Origin of the sequence: Phenylobacterium sp. (genome assembly GCF_030697925.1) — a bacterium.
Classification (GTDB): Bacteria; Pseudomonadota; Alphaproteobacteria; order Caulobacterales; family Caulobacteraceae; genus Phenylobacterium.
On the sequence record NZ_JAUYOJ010000102.1, the window covers coordinates 28,963 to 50,219 of the forward strand.

Annotated in this window: 17 protein-coding genes; 5 read left to right on the top strand and 12 right to left on the bottom strand. The window is 69.3% G+C overall.

The window, feature by feature from the left end:
• Positions 1-2 precede the first annotated feature (2 nt).
• From Q8Q88_RS09820 to Q8Q88_RS09830, 3 genes are read right to left on the bottom strand one after another with little or no spacing between them, the layout of a single operon-like run.
• Positions 3-1,253 carry a hypothetical protein gene (locus Q8Q88_RS09820; RefSeq protein ID WP_305675012.1) on the bottom strand — a complete coding sequence of 417 codons (1,251 nt, stop codon included), beginning with the start codon at positions 1,251-1,253 and terminating at the stop codon, positions 3-5.
• Between the two features lie 11 nt (positions 1,254-1,264).
• Complete coding sequence (locus tag Q8Q88_RS09825) at positions 1,265-3,637, bottom strand: bifunctional diguanylate cyclase/phosphodiesterase (protein ID WP_305675013.1); 2,373 nt, start codon at positions 3,635-3,637, stop codon at positions 1,265-1,267.
• 1 nt (position 3,638) lies between these two features.
• Positions 3,639-4,262 (bottom strand): methylamine utilization protein, encoded by a 624-nt coding sequence (locus Q8Q88_RS09830; protein ID WP_305675014.1) that lies wholly within the window; start codon positions 4,260-4,262, stop codon positions 3,639-3,641.
• 158 nt (positions 4,263-4,420) lie between these two features.
• Between Q8Q88_RS09830 and Q8Q88_RS09835 the strand changes: the two genes are divergently transcribed.
• From Q8Q88_RS09835 to Q8Q88_RS09850, 4 genes are all read left to right on the top strand, one after another.
• Entirely contained in the window at positions 4,421-5,383 is a 963-nt protein-coding gene (locus Q8Q88_RS09835; RefSeq protein WP_305675015.1) for a MoxR family ATPase, read from the top strand.
• A gap of 4 nt (positions 5,384-5,387) precedes the next feature.
• A complete protein-coding gene (locus tag Q8Q88_RS09840; protein ID WP_305675016.1) occupies positions 5,388-6,746 on the top strand; it encodes a VWA domain-containing protein in 1,359 nt (452 codons plus the stop codon).
• Between the two features lie 77 nt (positions 6,747-6,823).
• The gene (locus tag Q8Q88_RS09845) at positions 6,824-7,255 is read left to right on the top strand and encodes an antitoxin Xre/MbcA/ParS toxin-binding domain-containing protein (protein WP_305675017.1); all 432 of its coding nucleotides are present in this window, start codon (positions 6,824-6,826) and stop codon (positions 7,253-7,255) included.
• Positions 7,252-7,695, top strand: coding sequence for an RES family NAD+ phosphorylase (locus Q8Q88_RS09850; RefSeq protein ID WP_305675018.1), 444 nt, complete (start codon positions 7,252-7,254; stop codon positions 7,693-7,695). Before Q8Q88_RS09845 ends, Q8Q88_RS09850 begins: the two co-directional genes overlap by 4 nt.
• Before the next feature lie 12 nt (positions 7,696-7,707).
• Here the strand turns inward: Q8Q88_RS09850 and Q8Q88_RS09855 are convergent, their stop codons facing one another.
• The 9 genes from Q8Q88_RS09855 to Q8Q88_RS09895 all read right to left on the bottom strand — a co-directional run bounded on the left by Q8Q88_RS09855 (position 7,708) and on the right by Q8Q88_RS09895 (position 20,441).
• Positions 7,708-11,049 carry a carboxyl transferase domain-containing protein gene (locus Q8Q88_RS09855; protein ID WP_305675019.1) on the bottom strand — a complete coding sequence of 1,114 codons (3,342 nt, stop codon included), beginning with the start codon at positions 11,047-11,049 and terminating at the stop codon, positions 7,708-7,710.
• Between the two features lie 69 nt (positions 11,050-11,118).
• Positions 11,119-13,305: a xanthine dehydrogenase family protein molybdopterin-binding subunit gene (locus Q8Q88_RS09860; protein WP_305675020.1), complete on the bottom strand. Its 2,187-nt coding sequence runs from the start codon at positions 13,303-13,305 to the stop codon at positions 11,119-11,121.
• Positions 13,306-13,307: 2 nt separating this feature from the next.
• The gene (locus Q8Q88_RS09865; protein WP_305675021.1) at positions 13,308-13,775 is read right to left on the bottom strand and encodes a (2Fe-2S)-binding protein; all 468 of its coding nucleotides are present in this window, start codon (positions 13,773-13,775) and stop codon (positions 13,308-13,310) included.
• A 69-nt stretch (positions 13,776-13,844) separates the two neighbouring features.
• A complete protein-coding gene (locus tag Q8Q88_RS09870) occupies positions 13,845-14,855 on the bottom strand; it encodes an alpha/beta fold hydrolase (protein ID WP_305675022.1) in 1,011 nt (336 codons plus the stop codon).
• Between the two features lie 9 nt (positions 14,856-14,864).
• Positions 14,865-16,181, bottom strand: coding sequence for a CitMHS family transporter (locus tag Q8Q88_RS09875; RefSeq protein WP_305675023.1), 1,317 nt, complete (start codon positions 16,179-16,181; stop codon positions 14,865-14,867).
• A gap of 7 nt (positions 16,182-16,188) precedes the next feature.
• On the bottom strand, positions 16,189-17,583 hold the full coding sequence (locus tag Q8Q88_RS09880; protein ID WP_305675024.1) for a sensor histidine kinase: 1,395 nt from the start codon (positions 17,581-17,583) through the stop codon (positions 16,189-16,191).
• Between the two features lie 80 nt (positions 17,584-17,663).
• A complete protein-coding gene (locus Q8Q88_RS09885) occupies positions 17,664-18,434 on the bottom strand; it encodes a DUF4908 domain-containing protein (protein ID WP_305675025.1) in 771 nt (256 codons plus the stop codon).
• A gap of 56 nt (positions 18,435-18,490) precedes the next feature.
• Entirely contained in the window at positions 18,491-19,216 is a 726-nt protein-coding gene (locus Q8Q88_RS09890) for a beta-ketoacyl-ACP reductase (RefSeq protein ID WP_305675026.1), read from the bottom strand.
• Positions 19,217-19,265: 49 nt separating this feature from the next.
• On the bottom strand, positions 19,266-20,441 hold the full coding sequence (locus Q8Q88_RS09895) for an acetyl-CoA C-acetyltransferase (protein WP_305675027.1): 1,176 nt from the start codon (positions 20,439-20,441) through the stop codon (positions 19,266-19,268).
• Between the two features lie 179 nt (positions 20,442-20,620).
• On the opposite strand from Q8Q88_RS09895, the gene phaR reads away from it, so the two are divergent.
• Positions 20,621-21,226 (top strand): polyhydroxyalkanoate synthesis repressor PhaR, encoded by a 606-nt coding sequence (phaR, locus tag Q8Q88_RS09900; protein ID WP_305675028.1) that lies wholly within the window; start codon positions 20,621-20,623, stop codon positions 21,224-21,226.
• The last annotated feature ends 31 nt before the right edge of the window (positions 21,227-21,257 follow it).

The window sequence follows — 21,257 nt, forward strand, 5'->3', positions numbered from 1 at the left end:
CCTTAGAACGACAGCCTCAGGGCCGATTGCACCACGGTCTGGTCCTGCTCGGGCGCCACGCCGCCATAGGCGCGCGAAGGCCGGTCGGAGCTCACATGCAGACCCTCGAACAGCAGGTCAGCGTGCGGCGAAAGCTCGTGGCGCCAGGCGGCGGTGAGCGCCCAGCCGGTCTCGTCGTTGTTGTCGATGGCCCGCAGCGTGCGGTCGTTGGTCTCGAAGCCCTCGAGCCGGACGGTGAGCGCATGGGGCCCGAACCGGCGCGTGGCCGAGACGTGGGCCGAGGCGTAGCCCATGTCGATCCAGCGGTGTTTGCCCTGGTAGCGGAAGCCCATCAGGGTCTCGCCGCTCAGGATTTGGGCTCGGATCGTGGTCGCCTCGTCCGCGTCCCATACCAGGGCGAGCGTCGTGAACCGGGTCTCCCAAGCCCATTGCTGAACCTCCACCGACGTGCGGTCGCCGGCGTTGTCGTAGTGGAGCGCCGAAACCTCCACCGGAACGGGCGGACGCCAGGCCAGGCGGCCGTAATAACCCGCGCGGTTGTCCAGCTCGGAGACCGGGGTGGTGATCGGCGCCTGGCGGGTGCGCATGAACGGGCTCAGCGCCGGCAGCGGGAAGTCGGTGGAGGCGCCGGTCCGGGCGCCGTGCAAGGCCCAGCCGCGGAAGCTCAGCAGGGTGCCGGAGGTGTCGTTTCCGCCGAAGGCCGCCGCGGTGGCGGCCAGCTCGTGATCGCCGATGGCCCGGGTGGCGGTGAGCTCCAGCCCGGCCACCTTCACCTCCTCGCCGATCCAGCTGCCGATGGCCGAGGCGCTAAGCGTGTCGGGGGTGGTCCAGCCCACGCCTTCGTGCTCATGGCTGACCGGCGGATAGAAGAGCCCTGCCCGGGCCGAGAGCCGCGCCAGGCGGTGGGGCGGCGCGCGCCAGGTCAGATAGGCCTCCCCCAGGTCGAGGGCCGGCTCGACGTCCGGCTGGAGCTGGGCGGTGACCACGGCGCCGAGCGCGAAGGAGAGCCGCGGCTTCCATTCGACCAGGGCCTGGGAAAGGTCCGGCCGCACGGCCCAGTCCGACCCGCCGCCCGAGGCTCCCGTCTTGCCGAAGCCGCCGTCGAGCCACGAGCGCTCGCCGTCGGCCGCCGTCAGCCTCAGCTCCACAAGGCCGGAAAAGGTCTCTTTGGAGAATAGGTCGGGCTCGGCCCGCGCCGTTCCGGCGCCGAGCACGAGGACGAGCGCCGTCAGAACCGCCCCTCGAATCGACACATCCACCCCCGTCAGCCGTAGCTGCGTTCCGTGTCGCGATCTTCGTTGAGAAACATCAAGAGTTCGTTGAACGGCATGGGTTTGGCGATCAGATAGCCTTGCACATTGTCGCACCCCATGGCCGCCAGCAGTTGGAAGGCGTTGGCGGTCTCGACCCCCTCGGCGGTCACTTTCAGGCCCAGGCTGTGGGCCAGGTCGATGGTCGAGCGGACGATCAGGGCGTCGCGCTGGCTCTCGGTCAGGTCGGTGATCAGCGAGCGGTCGATCTTCAGCTCGTGGCCCTTGATCTGCTTCAGATAGGCCAGGGATGACAGGCCCGATCCGAAGTCATCGATCGAGATGCTGATCCCGGCCGCGCGGAAGCGATCTAGGATCTCCAGGGCCATGTCAGGGTTCTCGATGACCGCCGTCTCGGTGATCTCGAAGCACAGCTTGCCCGAGGCTTCGCCCACCGTGCGGTCGACGAAGTCGGCGAAGTCGGTGTCACCCAGCAGGCGGCCGGAGATATTGACCGACACCTCGATGGGATGGCCGGCGCGGCCCATCCGGGTCTGGTCGGCGATAGCCTGTTTCAGCACCCAGTCGGTGAGGGTGCGGATATGGCCGGTCTCCTCGGCCATGGGGATGAACAGGTCGGGGCGCAGCATGCCACGAGTGGGATGGCGCCAGCGGACCAGGCCCTCGACGCCGTTCACGCCGCGGGCGCGCAGGTCGTATTTCGGCTGGTGGTAAAGCTCGATATGCCCCGAGCGCAGGGCCCAGAGCATGCCGCTCATCAGGGCCAGGTTCGAGGAGGGGTCGCCATAGGCCTCGGCGTCGAAGAAGGCCAGTTTCTTGCGGGCGGACCGCGCCTGGTCCAGGCCGATATTGGCCCGCTCGATGGCCGCCCCGCCGGGCTCGCCCGAGGCGAAGGCCGAGAGCCCGACGCTCAGAGCCACGTCGATGGCGTCACCGCCGATCTGCAGAGGCTGCTCCAGCTCGCGGAGCAGGCGGGCCATCATCGCTTGGGCCGCCTCGTCGTCGGCCGCCTCGAAGGCCATGCCCAGCACGTCGGTGGAGATCCGCGCCACGAAGGCCTGGCGCTGCAGGCCGGCCAACCGCTCGCCGACCTCGCGGATCGCCTGGGCCGCCAGGGCGTAGCCGATGGCGCCACGCACATGGGCGAAGCGGTCGACCCCTAGCAGGGCCACATAGAGGCTTCCGCCCCCGGCGACGGCCAGGGTCTCGATGGCCTGTTCCAGCGACAGGCGGTTGGGCAGGTGGGTCTCGGGATCATGCAGGGCCAGGTGGGTGATCCGCCGCTCACGTTCGCGGATCTCGGTGGCCATGACGTTGAAACTCTCGGCCAGGTGGCCGATCTCGTCCTGGCTTTCGACGGCGACCGTGCTGTCCTGGCCCTCCCGCAGCCGATTGGCGGCGGTGGCGAGCGCCGAGATCGGTCGGGTGACGCTGCGCGCCAGGCCCCAACTCCCGGCCACCACCAGGACCAGGCCCAGAAGCCCGACCCCGCCAATGGTGGCCAGCAAGGGCTTGTAGGGCGCCAGAGCCCGGGCCAGGGGATAGCTGAGCACCAGCACGGCCCCCTGCTTGTCGGCAAGAGCGGCCTTGCCGGTCAGGGTTCGCAGCGGCTTGACCAGGACCAGCGATGCGCCGTCCTTCGTCGCCAGGGTCCGCGGCGCCTTGGACTTCGCGGTGAGGGCTCCGTCGATGAAGCCGCCCAGCCCCGCCGGGTCGCTGACCGCCAGCTCCGATTTCCAGGCCTTGCCGGCCCGGTGCATGACGCTGGCGTCGAGGGGAATGGCCGACAACTTCTCCAGGGCCTCCATCTCACGCTGGTCCAGGCGGGCGGCGAACACCACCCAGCCGATCAGGTCCGGCGACAGGATCGGGGCGGCGATCATCTGGTAGGGCATGCCGTCCAGCACGAATATCCCGCTCGGGCTCTCCTGCTCGTACATGGCCTCGACCAGGGCGTCGGCGCTGCGGTTCAGGCCCTTGGGGTCGGCGGCGGTGATGGTTCCGTCGACGCCGACGATGAAGGCCAGGTCGAGCTGCAGCCGCTGGCGCAGGTTCTCCATGGCCGAGACGATGGTGGCGCCGTCGCCGGTGGCGACGGCCTCGCGGAAGCCGAAATCGCGCGACAGCAGGGCTACGCCCTGCCGAAGCTGTTCCGTACGCAGCGACCATATCCGGTCGAACACGGCGCCCGATGCGGTCAGCTCGTCACGGACCTGGCGCTGAGCGGCGCCGGAGATGGCCGAGTAGATCGCGCCGGAGACCAGCAGCAGGGCCACGCCGAACAGGCCGGCATAGAGCACGGTGAGCTTGGTCCGCAGCCGACGGAAGCCGGCCAGGCGTCGCGCGATCGGCTCGACCCAGGCCATGTCAGTAGGTCCCATGCCGCTTGGGTGGGGTCCGCAGCTCGACCACCAGGGCCTGGCGCGCAGCGCCGGCGGCCGGGATCGTCACGGCCAGGGCCGTCTCGTTGCGCGCGGTCTTGAGATACGGATGCCAGACGGTGAGCCGCGCCCCGCCCGGCGGCAGGCCGGTCAGCAGGGCCGCGCCCGCGGCGTCGGTCTTCACGGCGTAGGGCGTGTCGACCACCCGGATGAAGGCCGACATGGTGTCGTGGATGTTGCAGCCCACGGCCACCACCCCGGCCTTGTCGAAGCGGACATGGCGGGTCTGGTCGCGGCCGTACAGCTTCAGCTCGAACGGCTTGGGCGCGGAGAAGGAATAGACGTGGTGCAGCACCGGGTCGAAGTTTGGGAACGCCACGTCGGCGCCCACCGGCACGATCAGGACGAAGGGGCTGAACTGCATGCCCTGCTGGGCCATTCGGTAGGGTCCGGCCGTCCTCGGCGCGGCGCCCCCGGACTGGGGCGAGACCATCACCACGGCGTCCGCCACCGGCTTGCCGGCGGCGGTCTTCAGGCTGACGGCCAGATCGCCGGCCGCGGCGGGCGTGGCGGCCAGCAGCCCGGCGATGAGGGTCGCGAGGAAACGCATGGGCCGCAGGCTAGGCCAAGGGTGTGAAGTCCCGGTAAAGCATAGCTGCAAGCGCCTTCAGGGGATTGGGGTTGCGCCGCACCCCGCGCGCTTGGCACACTCGGCGGATTGAAAGACGTCCCGGCGTGGTTACGCGCCACATTTGAGAGTTTCAGGTTTTGACCATTTCCCCGACCGTGGCGGTCCCCGCCGCGTCCACCGACCACCTGGCCTCGGTGGACGCCCTGATCCAGGGGCTGGCCGATGTCGGCTACATCGCCTCCAAGCGCATCGCCACGGCCCTCTACATGTCCGTGCACCTGCAGAAGCCCATCCTGGTCGAGGGTTCGGCCGGGGTCGGCAAGACCGAACTGGCGCTCTCGACGGCGACCCTGCTCGGCCTGCCGCTGATCCGCATGCAGTGCTACGAGGGCCTGGACGAGTCCAAGGCCCTCTACGAGTGGAAGTACGGCAAGCAGCTCCTCTACACCCAGATCCTCAAGGACCGGATGGGCGAGCAGCTCTCCGACGCCAAGGACATGGACGCGGCCATGGAGCGGCTGCACGGCATGGGCGACCTGTTCTTCTCCGAGCCCTTCCTGGAGCCGCGGCCGCTGATGAAGGCGCTGCGCGAGGACAATGGCTGCGTCCTGCTGATCGACGAGATCGACAAGTCCGACGAGGCCTTCGAGGCCTTCCTGCTGGAGGTGCTGTCGGCCTACCAGGTCTCCATCCCCGAGCTCGGCGTGATGGTGGCCAAGACACCGCCGCTGGTCTTCCTGACCTCCAACAATGTCCGCGACCTGGGCGACGCCCTGAAGCGCCGCTGCCTGCACCTGCACATCCCCCTGCCCGACGCGGCCCTGGAGCGGCGGATCGTCGCCAGCCGGGTGCCGGACATCGAGGCGACACTGGCCGCCCAGCTGGTCGATTTCGTCCAGTCGCTGCGGACGCTGGACCTGCGCAAGTCGCCCTCGATCTCCGAGACCGTGGACTGGGCCCGGGCGCTGATCCTGCTCAACGCGTCGAGCCTGGACGGCGAGGTGGTGCGCGACACCCTCAACGTCCTGCTGAAGTTCGAGCAGGACATCGCCGCGGTGGAGCCGCAGATCGTCGAGCTGATCCGCCGCCCGGTGGGATAGGGCCATGCAGGACGCCATGGAGGACTTCTTCCGGGCCCTGCGCGCGGCGGATGTGAAGGTCTCGCCGGCCGAGGCCATCGACGCCCACCGCACGGTGGCGACGGTAGGCTTTTCCGACCGCGAGCTGTTCAAGGATGCGCTCTGCGCGACGCTGGCCAAGACCGCCGACGAGGTGGTCCGGTTCGACGACGTGTTCGACACCTTCTTCGCGCGCGACGCCCTGACGCCGGCCCAGCCGCCGCCGGACCATGGCGACGGCGACCCGATGGAAGGCCTGCCGCCGGAGGCTGCGGAGTCCGAGCTGACCCGCATGATCATGCAGGGCGACGCCACGGGCCTGGCCCAGGCCATGGAAGAGGCCGCCGAACGCGCCCAGGTCTCGCAGATCCGGCTGACCACCCAGCGCTCGCGGATGAGCCGGCGGCTGCTGGAGGAGATGGGCCTGGCCGAGATCGAGGCGATCATCTCCGCCGCCAGGCGCCTCGAAGGCGGCGGCGACGCGGCCGACCGGTTGGAGGCCGGCAAGCGCCGGCTGGCCGCCGAGGCGACCCGCTACGTGGAGCGACAGCACGATCTCTACGCCTCGGGTTCCGGCAAGTTGCTGCGCGAGGAGCTGCTGGCGCGGAAGGCCCTGAACGCCGAGGGCGGCATCGACCCGATCGACCAGGCGATGATGCAGGCCCTGGTCAGGAAGATGGCCAAGCGCCTGGCCGATCGCTATTCGCGCCGCCGCAACCGGGCTCGCAAGGGCCACATGGACATCCGCAAGACCCTGCGGAAATCCATGCCCTATGGCGGCATGCCCTTCGAGATCCTCTGGAAGACCGAGAAGATCGACAAGCCGTCGATCGTCTGCATTTGCGACGTGTCCAAGTCGGTGGCGGCGGCGGCCCAGTTCCTGCTGAGCTTCCTCTATTCGCTGAACGAGGTGGTCGACCGGCTGGAGGCCTACGCCTTTTCTGGACGCCTGATCAGCGTCAACGACATCCTCGACGACGAGCATGTGGACCAGGCGATCTTCCAGGTCCTGCGTAAGATCGGCTTCCAGCAGACCGACTACGGCAAGTCGCTGGAAGACTTCTGCGAGAACCACCTGGATCATGTGGACCGCCACACCACGGTGATCTTCCTGGGCGACGGCCGGTCCAACTACGCCGACCCGCGCATGGACCTGATGGCCACGATCCACAAGCGCGCCCGCTCGGTGATCTGGCTCAATCCCGAGCCGGAGAGCTACTGGAGCCAGGGCGATAGCGTCATGCACCGCTACGAGCGCTTCTGCCACGTGGCCAAGACCTGCAACACGCTGGGCCAACTGGAACGGATCATCGAGGACGTGCTGCGGACCTATGTGCCGCACTGAAGATCCTTGCTTTTCGCCGCTTTCACACCCATCCTACAAAACGCCGATTGAAGTCCGGCGTTTTGCAGGAACCCCTGATGGCCGCTGTCGCTAAGATCCAGGAACTGCTCGGCGGCGAGGGTGTCACCGGTCCGCTGCGCAGCGACCTCGATGTGGTGCGCCTGGTTCGCCGGGGCGTCCCGACAGAGGCGGTCGACCGTTTCCTAGAACTCTCCCAGCTGAGCTTCAGCTCCATAGAGGCCCATGTGCTGCCGCGCCGGACGTTCAAGCGGCGGCAAGACGCGGCCCAGCCGCTCGACCCCGCCGAGTCGGACCGCTTGCTGCGGCTGGTCCGGCTGGTGGCCTCGGCCGAGGAAACCTTCGGCGATCCGCGGAAGGCGCTGGCCTGGCTCGCCCGCGAAAACCGCGTCCTGGACGGCCAGCCGCCGCTGTCGCTGGCCGACACCGATCTCGGCGCCCGTAGCGTAGAGACCCTGCTGGGGCAGATCGCCCACGGCCTGGCGGCTTGATCGTCCACCGCCTGGCCAAGGCCGCCTTCACGGCCCTCGACGGCGAAGGCGCGCGCCTATTCGGTGGCAGATGGAACAGTCCCGGGCGGCCGATGATCTACGCGGCGGCCAGTCCCAGCCTCGCGGTCCTCGAGGTGTTGGTCCACCTCGACCTGCCGCCCGAACTGATGCCGGACGACTACCGCCTGCTGTCGCTCGAACTCCCCGACCCCGGCCCGATCGAGCACATCGAGCAAACACCGGAGGATGATGGCGCGCGCCTGGCCATCGGCGACCGCTTCCTGACGGATATGGCGAGCTTGGCGCTCACCGTACCGAGCGTGGTGGTGCCTCAGGAACGAAACACGCTGATCAATCCCCGGCATCCGGCGGCGGTCGGCCTTCGCCTGGTGTCCAACGAGCCTTTCAGCCTCGACGCCAGGCTGTTGGGACGGAACTGACCGTCACCAGCCTCACCAGCTGTCGATCCAGCGCAGCTTCTTTTCGGTCCGCGCCGGGACCGGCGGCAGGGCCTTCAGGCCCGAGACGATCCAGCGGCGGGTGTCGGCGGGGTCGATGACGTCGTCGAGGGCTGGGCTGGTGGCCTGGGACATGGCCTTGCCGCGGGCATAGGCGGCGGCGACCATCTCGTCGAACTTGGCCTTGCGGGCGGCCGGATCGGCGATGGCCGCCAGTTCGTTGCGGTAGCCGAGCTTGACCGAGCCCTCCAGACCCATGCCGCCGAACTCGCCGGTGGGCCAGGCGACGCAGAACATCGCAGCCTGGTAGCTGCCGCCGGTCATGGCGATGGCGCCCAGGCCGTAGCTCTTTCGCAGGATCACCGAGAACAGCGGCACCGTCAGGTTGGCCCCGATGACGAACAGCCGCGAGCAGTGGCGGATCAGGCCAGTCTTCTCGGCTTCGGGCCCCACCATGTTGCCCGGCGTGTCCGACAGGGACAGGACCGGGATGTCGAAGGCCTCGCAGAGCTGCAAGAAGCGCGCGGCCTTGTCCGAGGCGTCGGAATCGATGGCGCCGCCGATATGGTGCGGATTGTTGGCGAAGACGCCGACCGGGCGGCCCTCGATGCGGATGAAGGCGGTGACCATGGCCAGGCCGAACTTGGGCCGCAGCTCCAGCACCGATCCGGTGTCGGCGATCAGCTCGATGACCTTGCGGATGTCGTAGACCCGCAGACGGTTCTCCGGGATCGAGCGGCGTAGCAGGCGCTGGTCGGCGCACGACCACTCGGCAAGCGGCCCCTGGAAATAGGAGATGTACTGCTTGGCCAGCCGCACGGCGTCGGCCTCGTCCTCGGCCAGGACGTCGATCGTGCCGTTGGCCTGCATGACCTTGATCGGGCCGATCTCCTCGGGCCGGAAGACGCCGAGGCCGCCGCCCTCCACCATGGCCGGGCCGCCCATGCCCAGGGCCGAGTCCTTGGTGGCGATGATCACGTCGCAGCAGCCGAGGATGGCGGCGTTGCCGGCGAAGCAGCGGCCCGAACTGATCCCGACCAGCGGCACGGCGCCGGAGAGCCGGCCCCAGAACTCGAAGCCGCGGACGAAGCCGCCGCCCTCGGTGTCGCCCGGCCGGCCGCCGCCGCCCTCGGTGAAGAACACCGTCGGCACGCGCCAGCGCAGGGCGATCTCGCTCATCCGGTCGAGCTTCTCGTGATTGTGCCCGCCCTGGGTGCCGGCCAGCACCGTGTAGTCATAGGCCATGACCGCGACCCGGGCCCTGTCCTCGGCGAACATCGCGCCATTGACCGAGCCCAGCCCCATGATCATGCCGTCGGCCGGGGTCTGGGCGATCAGCTCGTCCAGGGTGTTGCGGCGGCGGCGCGCGGCCACCACCAGGGAGCCGTATTCGGTGAAGCTGCCGGGATCGAGCAGGTCCTCGACGTTCTCCCGCGTGGTCCGCTGCTTGGTCTTCCGCCGCCGGGCGGTGGCCTCGGTGCGGGCGGCGTCCAGGGTCCGCGCGTGGCGGTCCAGCACCTCGGCCAGGTCGGGGCGGATGAAGTCGAGGTCGATGACCTCCTCCTCCACCCGGCCGCCGCCCTCGATCTGCACCGGCTCCAGGAAGGCCAGGGGATGGTCCTCGAACACCGTGTCGCCCTCGGCCACCGTGATCTCGCGCACCACGCCGGAGACCTCGGCGGCGATGACGTGCTCCATCTTCATGGCTTCCATGACGAACAGCGGCTGGCCGGCCAGGACGGTGTCGCCCACCGCCACCGAGAGGCCGATCACCGTGCCCTGCAGCGGCGCGCGCAGGGCCTGGGTGCCCTCCGGACCTTCCGGCTCCTCGTCGTCGTCCGGGGCGACCGCTTCGGCCTTACCATGGTGGAGGACCGCCAGGGGATCGCTGGCGTCCACCGCCGCCCCGGCGCGCTTGGCCTGGGCCGCCCCCGCCGCAGCCTCGAAATAGAGCCTGGGCGCCTCGGCCGCGGCGGCGAGTTCGCCCATGGCTTCTTCGATGAAGCGGGTATGGACCTCGCCCGCGGCGACCGCGGGGTGCGCCAGCAGGCTTTGCAGGAAGCCGATATTGGTCGCCGACCCGACGATCTTGAATTCCGACAGGGCGCGGCGCGCCTTGGCCACGGCGACCGGCAGGCCGCCCGACCCGGCATGGACGATCAGCTTGGCCAGCAGGCTGTCGAACCGGGTGCTGGTGCGGTAGCCGGCATAGCCGAACCCGTCGACCCGCACTCCGGGCCCCGAGGGCGGCTCGAAGGCGGACAACACCCCGCCCGAGGGCTTGGCCGAGCCATCGGCGGACATGGTCTCGAGATTGACCCGCGCCTGGACCGCCACGCCACGCGGGTTGGGAACCTGCGCCTGGGTCAGGCCGAGGTCGGCCAGGGAGCGGCCGCCCGCCACTTCGATCTGTATACGGACGAGATCGAGGCCGGTGACCTCCTCGGTGACGGTGTGTTCGACCTGCAGGCGCGGATTGGCCTCGATGAAGACGATGCGCTCGCCCTCCACTAGGAACTCCACGGTGCCGAGATTGCGGTAGCGGGCCGCGCGGCCCAGGACCACGGCGGCCTCGAACAGCCGCTCGCGGGTCTCCATCGGCAGGGTGTCGGCCGGAGCGATCTCGATGACCTTCTGGCGCTGGCGCTGCAGGCTGCATTCGCGGTCCCAGAGGTGGGAGACCACCTGGCCGTCGCCGACGATCTGCACCTCGATGTGGCGGGCGCGGGCCATGAAGGCCTCGACATAGAGCGAGCCGTCGCCGAACGCCGCCTGGGCCTCCGAGGCGCAGCGCTCGAAGGCCTCGGCCAGTTCCGCCGCCGATCGCGCCGGGCGCATGCCCCGCCCACCGCCGCCGGACACGGCCTTGACCATCACCGCCCCGCCCTCGCCCAGGCCGGCCAGGAAGGTCTGGGCCTCGGCCAGGCTGGTGGCGCCGGAGGTGCCAGGCAGGATCGGCACGTCGCAGCGCGCCGCGAGCGCCCGGGCGGCGCCCTTGTCGCCGAACAGCTCCAAGGTCTCGGGAGATGGCCCAATGAAGATCACGCCGGCTTCCGCGCAGGCGCGGGCGAAGGCGGCGTTCTCCGACAGGAAGCCGTAGCCTGGATGAATGGCGTCGCAGCCCGCCGCCTTGGCCGCCGCCAAGATCTGCGCCCCGTCGAGATAGGCCGCGGGGCCGGAGCCCTTGAGCGCCAGGGCCTCGTCGGTCTTGCGGGTGTGGAGCGAGGCTGCGTCGTCCTGCGAGTAGACCGCCACCGTGGCGATCCCCATCTCGGCGGCGGTGCGGGCGATCCGGACGGCGATCTCGCCACGATTGGCGATCAGAAGCTTCTTCACGGATCCATCCCATCAAACGCTTGTTTGATTGGATACTGCCCGCTCGCATGCGCCTCCGTCTATGGCTCTCTAGACGCTCTTGAGCAGCCCCGTGTCGATGGGCAGCTGGCGGATGCGCTTTCCCGTCGCCGCGAAGATCGCATTGCACAGGGCCGGGATCACCGGCGGCATGGCCGGTTCGCCCAGGCCGGTCGGCGAGTTGTCCGACTTCACGAAGTGGGTCTCGATCGGCGGCGCGGCGTCGATCCGCATCAACGGATAGTCGTTGAAATTGGCCTGCACGGCCGCGCCGTTCTCGATGACGATCTGCTGGGTCATGGCCCCGGAGAGCCCGTCCAGGATCGAGCCCTCGATCTGGTTCAACGCCCCGAAGGGGTTGATGATCTGGCGGCCCACGTCGACGCCCACCCAGACCTTGACCAGCTCGACGGCCCCGTCGCCGGCCACCTTCACCTCCACCACCTCAGCGAAATAGCCCAGGTGGCTGAAGTGGAAGGCCACGCCCAGGCCCGAGCCCTTGGGCAGCTTGCGGCCCCAGCCCGACTTCTCGGCGACCAGCTTCAGCACCCCGGCCATACGGCCGGCGTCATAGGCGTCGCGTCCCAGGGTCCCGACCATGCCCTTGTCGCCCAGCAGCTTCAGGCGGAAGGCCACCGGATCGGCGCCGGCCGCATGGGCCAGTTCGTCGATGAAGGACTGCACCACGAAGGCGATGGCGTTGGAGCCCGGGGCCCGAAGGGGCCCGGTCGGTACGCCGCAGGGCATCAGCGACAGGTCGTAGCGATAGTTGGGCACGAAGCGGGCCGGAAACTCGTGCGCCGCCATGCCGGCCGAGCGGGCGAACTGGCCGTTCTCGCCCAGCGACACGAAATGGTTCTTCCAGCCGACGATGTCGCCCTTGGCGTCGACGCCGCCCTGCAGGAAGTGCCAGCCGGCCGGGCGATAGAAGTCGTGGCGCATGTCGTCTTCACGCGTCCACAGGAGCTTGACCGGGGCGCCGACCTGCTTGGCGATGAAGGCCGCCTCGACCATGTAGTCGTTGTTTAGCCGTCGCCCGAACCCGCCGCCGCAACGGATCATATGGATGTAGACGTCGTCATTGGCGACGCCGAGCGCCTTGGCCACCAGCTCGCGGCCGGGCTGCGGGTTCTGGGTCGGCGCCCAGATCTCCACCTTGCCGTCCTTGACCTGGGCCGTGCAGTTCTGCGGCTCCAGATTGGCGTGGGAGATGAAGGGATAGGCGTAGGCCGCCTCCACCGTCTTGGCCGCGCTCTTCAGGGCGCCGTCGACATCGCCGTCATTGCGCTCGGTGCGCAGCGGCGCGCCCTTGGAGAGCTCCACGGCCTTGGCCGCGAATCCCGCCGAGGACTGGCCCGACGTCGGATGCGCCGCCCACTTGATGTCCAGCTTGTCGCGGCCCTTGCGGGCGGCCCACCAGCTGTCGGCCACCACCGCCACACCGGGCAGCAGACCGTCCAGAGCCGTCCCGCCCTCGACCACGAAGGCGTGGCGCACGCCCTTGACCGCCTTGGCGGCCTCGAGATTGGCGCTGGCCACCTTGGCGCCGAACACCGGCGCCTTCTCGAAGGTGGCGAACAGCATGCCCGGCACGACCACGTCGATGCCGAACAGCGGCTTGCCCGTGACGATGGACGGGGTGTCCACCTGGGCGATCGAGCGCCCGATGATCTTGTAGTCCCTGGGATCCTTGAGGGTCAGGGTCTTCAGGTCCGGCGCCGGCAGGGTCGCGGCCTTGGCGGCCAGCGAGCCGTAGGTCGCCTTGCGGCCCGAGGCCCTGTGATGCACCACCCCCGAAGCCGTCGTGCAGTCGGCGGCGGACACGCCCCAACCCTGGGCGGCGGCGGCCACCAGCATGGCGCGGCCCGCTGCGCCCACCCGGCGCAGTTCGTCCCAGTGCAGCGGCGTCGCGGCGCTGCCGCCGGCGAACTGGCGACCGTAGAGAGCCGGGTCAGAGGGCGCCTGGACGCTCTTTACCTGACTCCAGTCGACGTCCAGCTCCTCGGCGATGATCATCGGCAGCGAGGTCTTGATGCCCTGCCCGATCTCCGGGTTCTTGGCCATGATCGACACCGCGCCGTCCGGGGCGATGGAGACATAGGTGTTGAGTTTGGCGGTCGCGGCCTGGGCCGCGCCCTTGCCGGCCATGGAAAAGCCCAGCAGCAGCCCGCCGCCGGCCGCCGCGCCGGTCCTGAGCACGTCGCGCCGCGAGGCGGATAGGAAGGTTCCGTCGGCCATGACTACGCCTGCGCCTTCTGGCCGGAGGCCTGTTTGATGGCCGCCCGGATGCGGACATAGGTGGCGCAGCGGCAGATGTTGCCGCTCATCGCCGCGTCGATGTCCTCGTCATTGGGTTTGGCCTTGCCCTTCAGCAGGGCGGTGGCCGACATGATCTGGCCGGGCTGGCAGTAACCGCACTGGGCCACGTCCAGCGCGCTCCAGGCGGCCTGCACCTTCTTGCCCACCGGGTCGGCGCCGATGCCCTCGATGGTCACCACCTTGCCGGCGCCGACGCTCTCGACCGGCAGGGAGCAGGAGCGCACCGGCGTCCCGTCCACGTGCACGGTGCAGGCGCCGCACTGGCCGATCCCGCAGCCGTACTTTGGCCCCAGTATGCCGAGGCTGTCGCGCAGCACCCACAGCAGCGGCGTGTCGCCGTCCACATCGGCCGACAGCGACTTGCCGTTGACGTTGAGCTTGAAGGCCATCAAGCGCCCTCCCCTATCTGTTGCTTGAATCCTAGTGGGTCGGCCGGTCCCGCCGCAAGCGGAGGAATTCTAAGGGCGCCCGGCCTTGGACGTCGCCGAAACCTCGGCGACGGCCGCCACGATGGCGTCGGGCTGGTCGAACATCATCATGTGCGATGACTTCGCCACCGACCGCTGCGCGCCGCGGGTCGAACGCGCGGCCACCTCCTGGTGCAGGGTCGTCCAGAAAGCCCTGACCATCGTCCGTCCGGGTTCTGGCGCGTCGTCATAGGCCTCGCCCGCCGTCAGCACGATCAGGGGCATGTCGCCGTACGACGCGCGGCCCGCCGCCACCGTCCGCGAGGTGGTGGTCCACAGGCTGTCGAGTTCGGAGATCTGGGTGCGCCAGTTGGCGGGGTTCACCGCCTCGGCCATGCGTGCATCGGCGACGTCGGCGGCCTGGCCGTCGCGGGGCTTGGGCGTGCAGCGGGCCAGGGCGCGATCATCGGACGGCAGGGCCCTGCGCTCGGCGGCCTCCAGGCAACGGGCGGCGCGCTGGCGGATGCCGGCCAGGCTGCCGGCGCCCGCTCCGAAAGCCGCGCCGAACCTCTGCTCCTGGAACTCGACGGAGGTGTCGACCAGCACCATGCCGACCACGTCGCGCGGCCGGCGGTCGGCGAACAGGCGCGCATAGAGCCCGCCGGCGGAGTGGCCGACCAGGATGAAGGGCCCACGGATCTTGGCGACCCTCAGGGCGTGGTCGAGGTCGCGCGCCGTGGCTGCGCCGTCGCGCGGGGCGGGCCCTTCATCGCTGAAGCCATAGCCGGCGCGATCGTAGGAACAGACGCGGTTGGTCTTGGCGATCTTCGGCTGGACCTTCCACCAGGCGAGCGAGGTCGCCGCGAAGCCGCTTTCCAGCAGGACGGTGGGGCCGCCCTTGCCTGAACAGCGCAGGTTCAGCCGCCGCCCGTCGGCCAGCCGCACGAGCTGGCCGGGATGGGCCTGCGGGTCGCGCGCCGGGGCGGCGGCCTTGCAACCGGTCACCGCCAGGCTGGCGAGGCCTGCGACAAGGACGAGGATAAGGCGGGAGCGTGCGGCCATCGCGCCAGCCTAGCGCGAAAAGGGCGTCACGCCCGTGGCGATTACCGAGGCGAGCAGGACCAGGCTCAGCGCCGCCGCCCAGGGTAGGGTGAACCTCTGGTGCTGGGCGAGTTCGACCCGCACCAGCCCCACCAGCAGATAGGTCGAAGGCACCAGGGGCGAGAGCAGGTGCACGGCCTGGCTGGTGAGCGCCGCCCGCGCCATCTCCTCGGGGGCGATCCCGTAGGCGCCGGCCGCCTGGCTGAGGATCGGCAGGATGCCGAAGAAGAAGGCGTCGTTGGAGATGAAGAAGGTGAAGGGCATCGAGATCAGGGCGGTGATCGGCGCCATGTGGGGACCGAGGCCGGGCGGGATGGCGCCCACCACGCTGGCGGCCATGGCCTGCGTCATGCCCGTGCCGTTCAGGACGCCGGTGAAGATGCCCGCGGCGAAGATCAGCACGATCACCGGCAGGATGTTCGGCGCGTGGGCGGCGATCCGCGCCTTCTGCGCCTCCAGCGACGGATAGTTCAGCAGCAGGGCGAGCGCGCTGGCGATCATGAACAGCACCGGCAGGGGCAGCAGACCGGCCACCAGGGCGGCGAGCAGGCCGAGCGTCAGGGCGGCGTTCAGCCAGATCAGCCGCGGCCGCTCGGTCATGTCGTTGGCGCGGACCAGGTCCTCGGCCAGCTCCGCGTCGCCCGGGGCATGGATCCGTCCGTCGGCGGAGAGATGCTGCAGCCGCCGGCGCTCACCGCGGCCCAGCACCCAGGCCACGAACAGGACGAAGGCCGCGCCGACCAGCATGGCCGGGATCATCGGGACGAAGATGGCGGCGGGCTCCAGGCCCAGGGCGCTGGCCGCCCGCGCGGTCGGTCCGCCCCAGGGGGTGATGTTGGTCACTCCGCAGGCCAGCATCAGCAGGCACGCCAGGACCAGCGGATTGAGCCCCATCCGCCGGTAGAGCGGGATCATCGCCGAGCAGCAGATCAGATAGGTGGTCGAGCCGTCGCCATCCATGGAGACCAGCAGGGCAAGGACGGCCGAGCCGACCACGATCCGCACGGGGTCACCGTGCACCACGCGCACGATCAGCCGCACCAGGGGATCGAATAGGCCCGCATCGGTCATCAGGCCGAAATAGAGGATGGCGAAGGCCAGCATGACCCCGGTGGGCGCCAGGCTCCTGACTCCCTCCAGCATCATCGGCCCCAATTCGGTCCCGAACCCCGCCATCAGGCCGAAGGCCACGGGGGTGACGATCAGGGCCACCAGGGCCGAGACCCGGCCGGTCATGATCAGGGTCATGAAGCTCGCCACCATGGCGAAGGCGAGCAGGGTCAGCATCGCGGGATCATCCGGCGACGGTGGGGAATTCCAGCAGGGCCTGGAAGCCGTCGGGCTCGAAGCGCGGCTCCACCTTGCCGCCCTGGTTGCGCAGGGCCGCCTGCATCAGCCGCGTGCCGAAGCCGGGCTTGCTGGAGGCCCGCGGCGCGGGGCCGCCGATCTCGCGCCATTCGATCCGCGCCAGGCCGGGGTCCAGGGCCGTCCGGCGAACGCTCACGCGGCCGGCCTCGACGCTCAATGCGCCGTACTTGACCGCGTTGGTGGCCATCTCATGGACCAGCAGGGCCGCGCCGGCCCCAACGTCGGCGCTGAGCACCACCGCGTCCAGGTCGGGGTCGAGGTCGAAGCGCGCCAGGCCGAACGGGGTCAGGACCTTGCGCAACACGTCGGCGAAACGCAGCGGCCCGCCGCCACCCTCGGTGATCAGGTCCTGGGATTGGGCCATGGCCGACAACCGGGCGGTCAGCAGATCGGCATACTGCTGAACCGAGGTCGCGTTGCGGGCCGTCTGGCTGGCGATGGCCATGACGATGGCCAGGCCATTCTTCGCCCGGTGCGCCATCTCCCGCGTCAGCAGGGCCTGGCGTTCCTCGGCGGCGCGGCGTTCAGTGACATCCAGAGACGTGCCGACCACCAGGGGCGAGCCGTCGGGCCGGATCGCCAGCCGGGCGTGGGCCAGGATCCAGCGGATGCGGCCGTCCGGGGCGACCGCTCGAAATTCCATGGAAAAATCGCCGCCCTCCGGCCGGTCGCGCGCCTCGCGATAGGCCTGGCGGATGTGTTCACGGTCGTCGGGATGCACGGCCTCCATGTAGCGCGTAATATCCACGGGCGCGTCCGGCGGCAGGCCGAACAAGGCCCGGTTGCGCTCCGACCAGATCAGCCGATCGCCCGCCGGCTCCCACCGCCAGAAGCCCAGGCCGGTGGCTTCGACGGCCAGGGCCAGGTGACTGCGCTGCTCCTCCAGCTCCAACTCCGCGCGCTTGCGTTCGGTGATGTCAATCTGGATGCCGTCCCAGAGGATCGAACCATCCGGCCACGGAACGGCGCGGCGGGTCGCGGCGATGCGGTTCCAGCGAATCTCGCCGTTGGGCAGCTTGAAGGTCAGCTCGACGTCGAACGTGCCGCCCCGGGCCGAGGCCTGGGTTTCCGCCTGGGTCATGCGCTCGCGGGACTCCGGCATGATCAGCCGATAAAGCGCGTTGGGATCGGCCAGGGCCTCGGCGGCGCTCACCCCGTTCAGGGCCTGGCAGCTCTCGGACACGAAGATGAAGCGTCGCGGGACGCCGCCAGGCGCCACCAGCATCTGGAACGCCATGCCGAGCGCCATGGTGTCGGCGAGCGCGCGGAACGGTGGATCGGCCATCAGGGGCGACGTATCGGCCTTGCCCAACGCTGACATACCCCCGTCGCCGGATCCTGGCCCGATCTTAGGCGCTGCGAACGCCGACGTAACACGAAATATGATCAGCGATTACGCGGCTACCGCGAGCCGGCCGCCACCATGATCTTGTCGGACGAGGGGCGGCCGGCGAGTCCGTCGGCGGCCGAGACGGTGATACGCATCTCATTGCCGTGCAGCACGGCCGACGGCTTGCGGCCCTCCACCAGCTTCACCTTCTTCAGGCGGGCCAGCAGGCCCTTGCCGTCCGGGCGGCGCGATATGCGGACCACGGCCTCGGCCGCAACCATGGCCGCGTCGGCCACCACCGCCGAGGAGGCCGGCGTGGCGTCGGCCTCGAAGGGGATCAGGCGCCGCGCCGCGCGGGTGGCCTTGAAGCTGGCCTGGGCCAGGCGCTCCAGCAGGGCCTGCGGCCCCATCGCCGGCAGGCGCAGGGTCGTCCCGCCGCCCGACAGCGCCGCGGGAGAGCCGCCGGGCCGCTCCGGGGTGAAGACGGTGAGGCCACCCAAGCGGGTGGCCCGCAGCATCGGCTCACCCAGGTCGTTCTTGTAGATCACATCGCCGCGCGGGGCGGGCTGCGGGTGCAGGGCCCAGACCTCGGGACTATCGTCGAACTTCAGGAAGGCGCGGGGCTGGCTGCGGTCCAGGACGAAGCCGTCGCCGTCCTGGCTGACATATCGCGCCACAGGAGGACTGACGCTGCGTCCGGGAGACGGCCGATCACCGAACAGGCCCTGGCGCAGAACCTCGGGTCCGGCCAAGGCGGGCGAGGCGCACGCAAGGCTTCCCGCCGCGGCGAGCGCCGCGACGACGAAGGGCAGGTACGCATGCGCCGGTCTATCGCTCGCCATCACGGGAAGCAGATGCTCCGCGACTGCGGCTCTTTTTGGACTAGAACCGCCAAGCTTTAGCCCGCCATGTACTGGCCGCCGTTGAGCGAGAGGGTCGAACCCGTCACATAACCGGCGTGCTCACCGGCCAGGAAGGCCACCATGTCGGCGATTTCCTCGCCCTTGCCCAAGCGTCCCACCGGGATCTGGGCGATGATGCTGGCCAGCACGTTCTCAGGCACCGCCTGCACCATCTCGGTGTCGATATAGCCGGGAGCGATGCAGTTCACGGTGACGCCCTTGCGGGCGTTCTCCAGGGCGAGCGCCTTGGTGAAGCCGATCACCCCGGCCTTGGCGGCCGAATAGTTGGTCTGGCCCATCTGGCCCTTCTGGCCGTTGTTCGACGAGATGTTGATGATCCGGCCCCAGGAGCGCTCGCGCATCCCCTCGATCACCTGGCGGGTCATGTTGAAGACCGAGTCCATGTTGACTCGGACAACGTCCGACCACTGTTCCGGCGACATCTTGTGAAACACCCCGTCGCGCGTGATGCCGGCGTTGTTAACTAGGATGTCGATGGGTCCGAGCTCGGCGGTGACGTCGTCGACCGCGCGTTTGCAGTCGTCGAACACCCCGACATTGCCCTTGACGACCATGACGCCAAGTTCCTTGGCGCAGGCGACGGCCGCCTCCTCATTGCCGGAATAGCCGGCGGCGACCTGCATGCCGTCGGCCTTGAGCCGTTCGCAGATCGCCCTGCCGATGCCGCGTGTCCCGCCCGTGACGAACGCCACTCTGGCCATAGTCGCCTCCCGCTTTCAAAAATCGGCGTCGGTTGATCCGGCGCTCAGGTCAAACCGCTTCGACGCACATGGCCACGCCCATGCCCCCGCCGACACACAACGTCGCCAGGCCCTTCTTGGCTCCCGAACGCTTCATCTCGTGGACCAGCGTGGTCAGGATCCGCGCGCCCGACGCGCCGATGGGATGGCCGATGGCGATGGCGCCGCCGTTCACGTTCACCTTCGCGGGGTCGAGGCCCAGGTCGCGCACCACGCAGATCGACTGGGCGGCGAAGGCCTCGTTGGACTCGATGAGGTCCAGGTCGCCGATCGCCCAGCCCGCCTTTTCCAGCGCCTTGCGACTGGCGGGAATGGGACCGGTGCCCATGATCTCGGGGTCCACCCCGGCCGAGGCCCAGGAGGCGATGCGGGCCAGCGGCTTCAGGCCGCGCTTCTTGGCCTCGTCGGCGCTCATCAGCACCAGGGCCGCGGCCCCGTCATTGAGGCCCGAGGCGTTGGCCGCGGTGACCGAACCTTCCTTGTTGAAGGCCGGGCGCAGGCCCGAGACGCTCTCCAGGGTCGCCCCGTGGCGGATGTATTCGTCCTGGTCGACCACCGTGTCGCCCTTGCGGCCCTTGATGGTGACCGGCGCGATCTCGCCGGTGAACTTGCCGGCCTTCTGGGCGGCCTCGGCCTTGTTCTGGCTGGCGACGGCGAACTGGTCCTGGTCCTCGCGGGTGATCTGCCAGCGGGCGGCGATGTTCTCGGCGGTCTGGCCCATGTGGTAGCCGTGGAAGGCGTCGATCAGGCCATCCTTGGTCATGGTGTCGGTGAACGAGATGTCGCCCATCTTGGTCCCGCTGCGCAGGTGGGCGGCGTGCGGCGCCTGGCTCATGCTTTCCTGGCCGCCGGCGATGACGATATCCACCGAGCCGTCGGCGATCTGCTGGGCGCCGAGAGCCACGGCCCGCAGGCCCGAGCCGCACAGCTGATTCAGGCTCCAGGCCGGGCTCTCCACCGGGATGCCCGCATTGACCGCGGCCTGACGGGCGGGGCCCTGCCCCATGCCGGCCTGCAGCACCTGGCCCATGATGACCTCGTCCACATCGGCCGCCGCGACGCCGGCGCGCTCCAGGGCGGCAAGGATGGCGACCTTGCCCAGTTCATGGGCGGGCAGGCTGGAAAGCGCCCCATTGAACGATCCGACCGGCGTGCGGGCGGCCGAGACGATGACGACGTCGGTCATGGCGAGGCTCCTTCTGGGATAAGCAGTTCTATCTATCGATAAACGCCGGATGATGGGCAAGGGGGTGAAATCGCTCGCCTGATTGGAGCGCCCGCTTTCCCAACGCCCTCGCATCCGCGATACTGCGGTGCAAGAGTGCGGCGCACCTCGTGGGGAGGAGGCCCGGCAAAGGGTTTGATATGGTCGACACCCAACATGGGAAGGCCGACGACACACGTGTCGTCATCAAGAAATATGCGAACCGGCGGCTCTACAACACCGCCTCTTCCTCGTACGTCACGCTGGACCACCTCTCGGAGATGGTGAAGCAGGGCGTCGATTTCGTGGTCTATGACGCCAAGACCGGCGAGGAGATCACGCGGACCGTCCTGACCCAGATCATCTTCGAGGAAGAGGGGCGCGACGGGCAGAACCTGTTACCTATCCAGTTCCTGCGCCAGCTGATCGGGTTCTACGGCAACTCCATGCAGGCCTTCCTTCCCAGCTATCTGGAGCTGTCGCTCGCCACCTTCGCCGAACAGCAGGAGCGCCTGCGCACCCAGTTCTCGGCCCTGCCGATCGGAACCGGCATGGGGGCCTATGACGAGACCATCCGCCAGAACCTGGCCATGTTCGACCGGGCGATGAAGATGTTCTCGCCGTTCTCCTACGCCGCCCGCGGCGACGAGGCGGCGCCCGCGGCCAAGCCGGACGCCCCGCCCGCGGCGGCCGACGAAACGCTGAACGTGCTGAAAAAACAGATGGAAGAGATGCAGGCCCAGATCGAGAAGCTCGCCAAACGCTAGCTTAACCCGTGGGCCCTAGACTTCAGGCCGT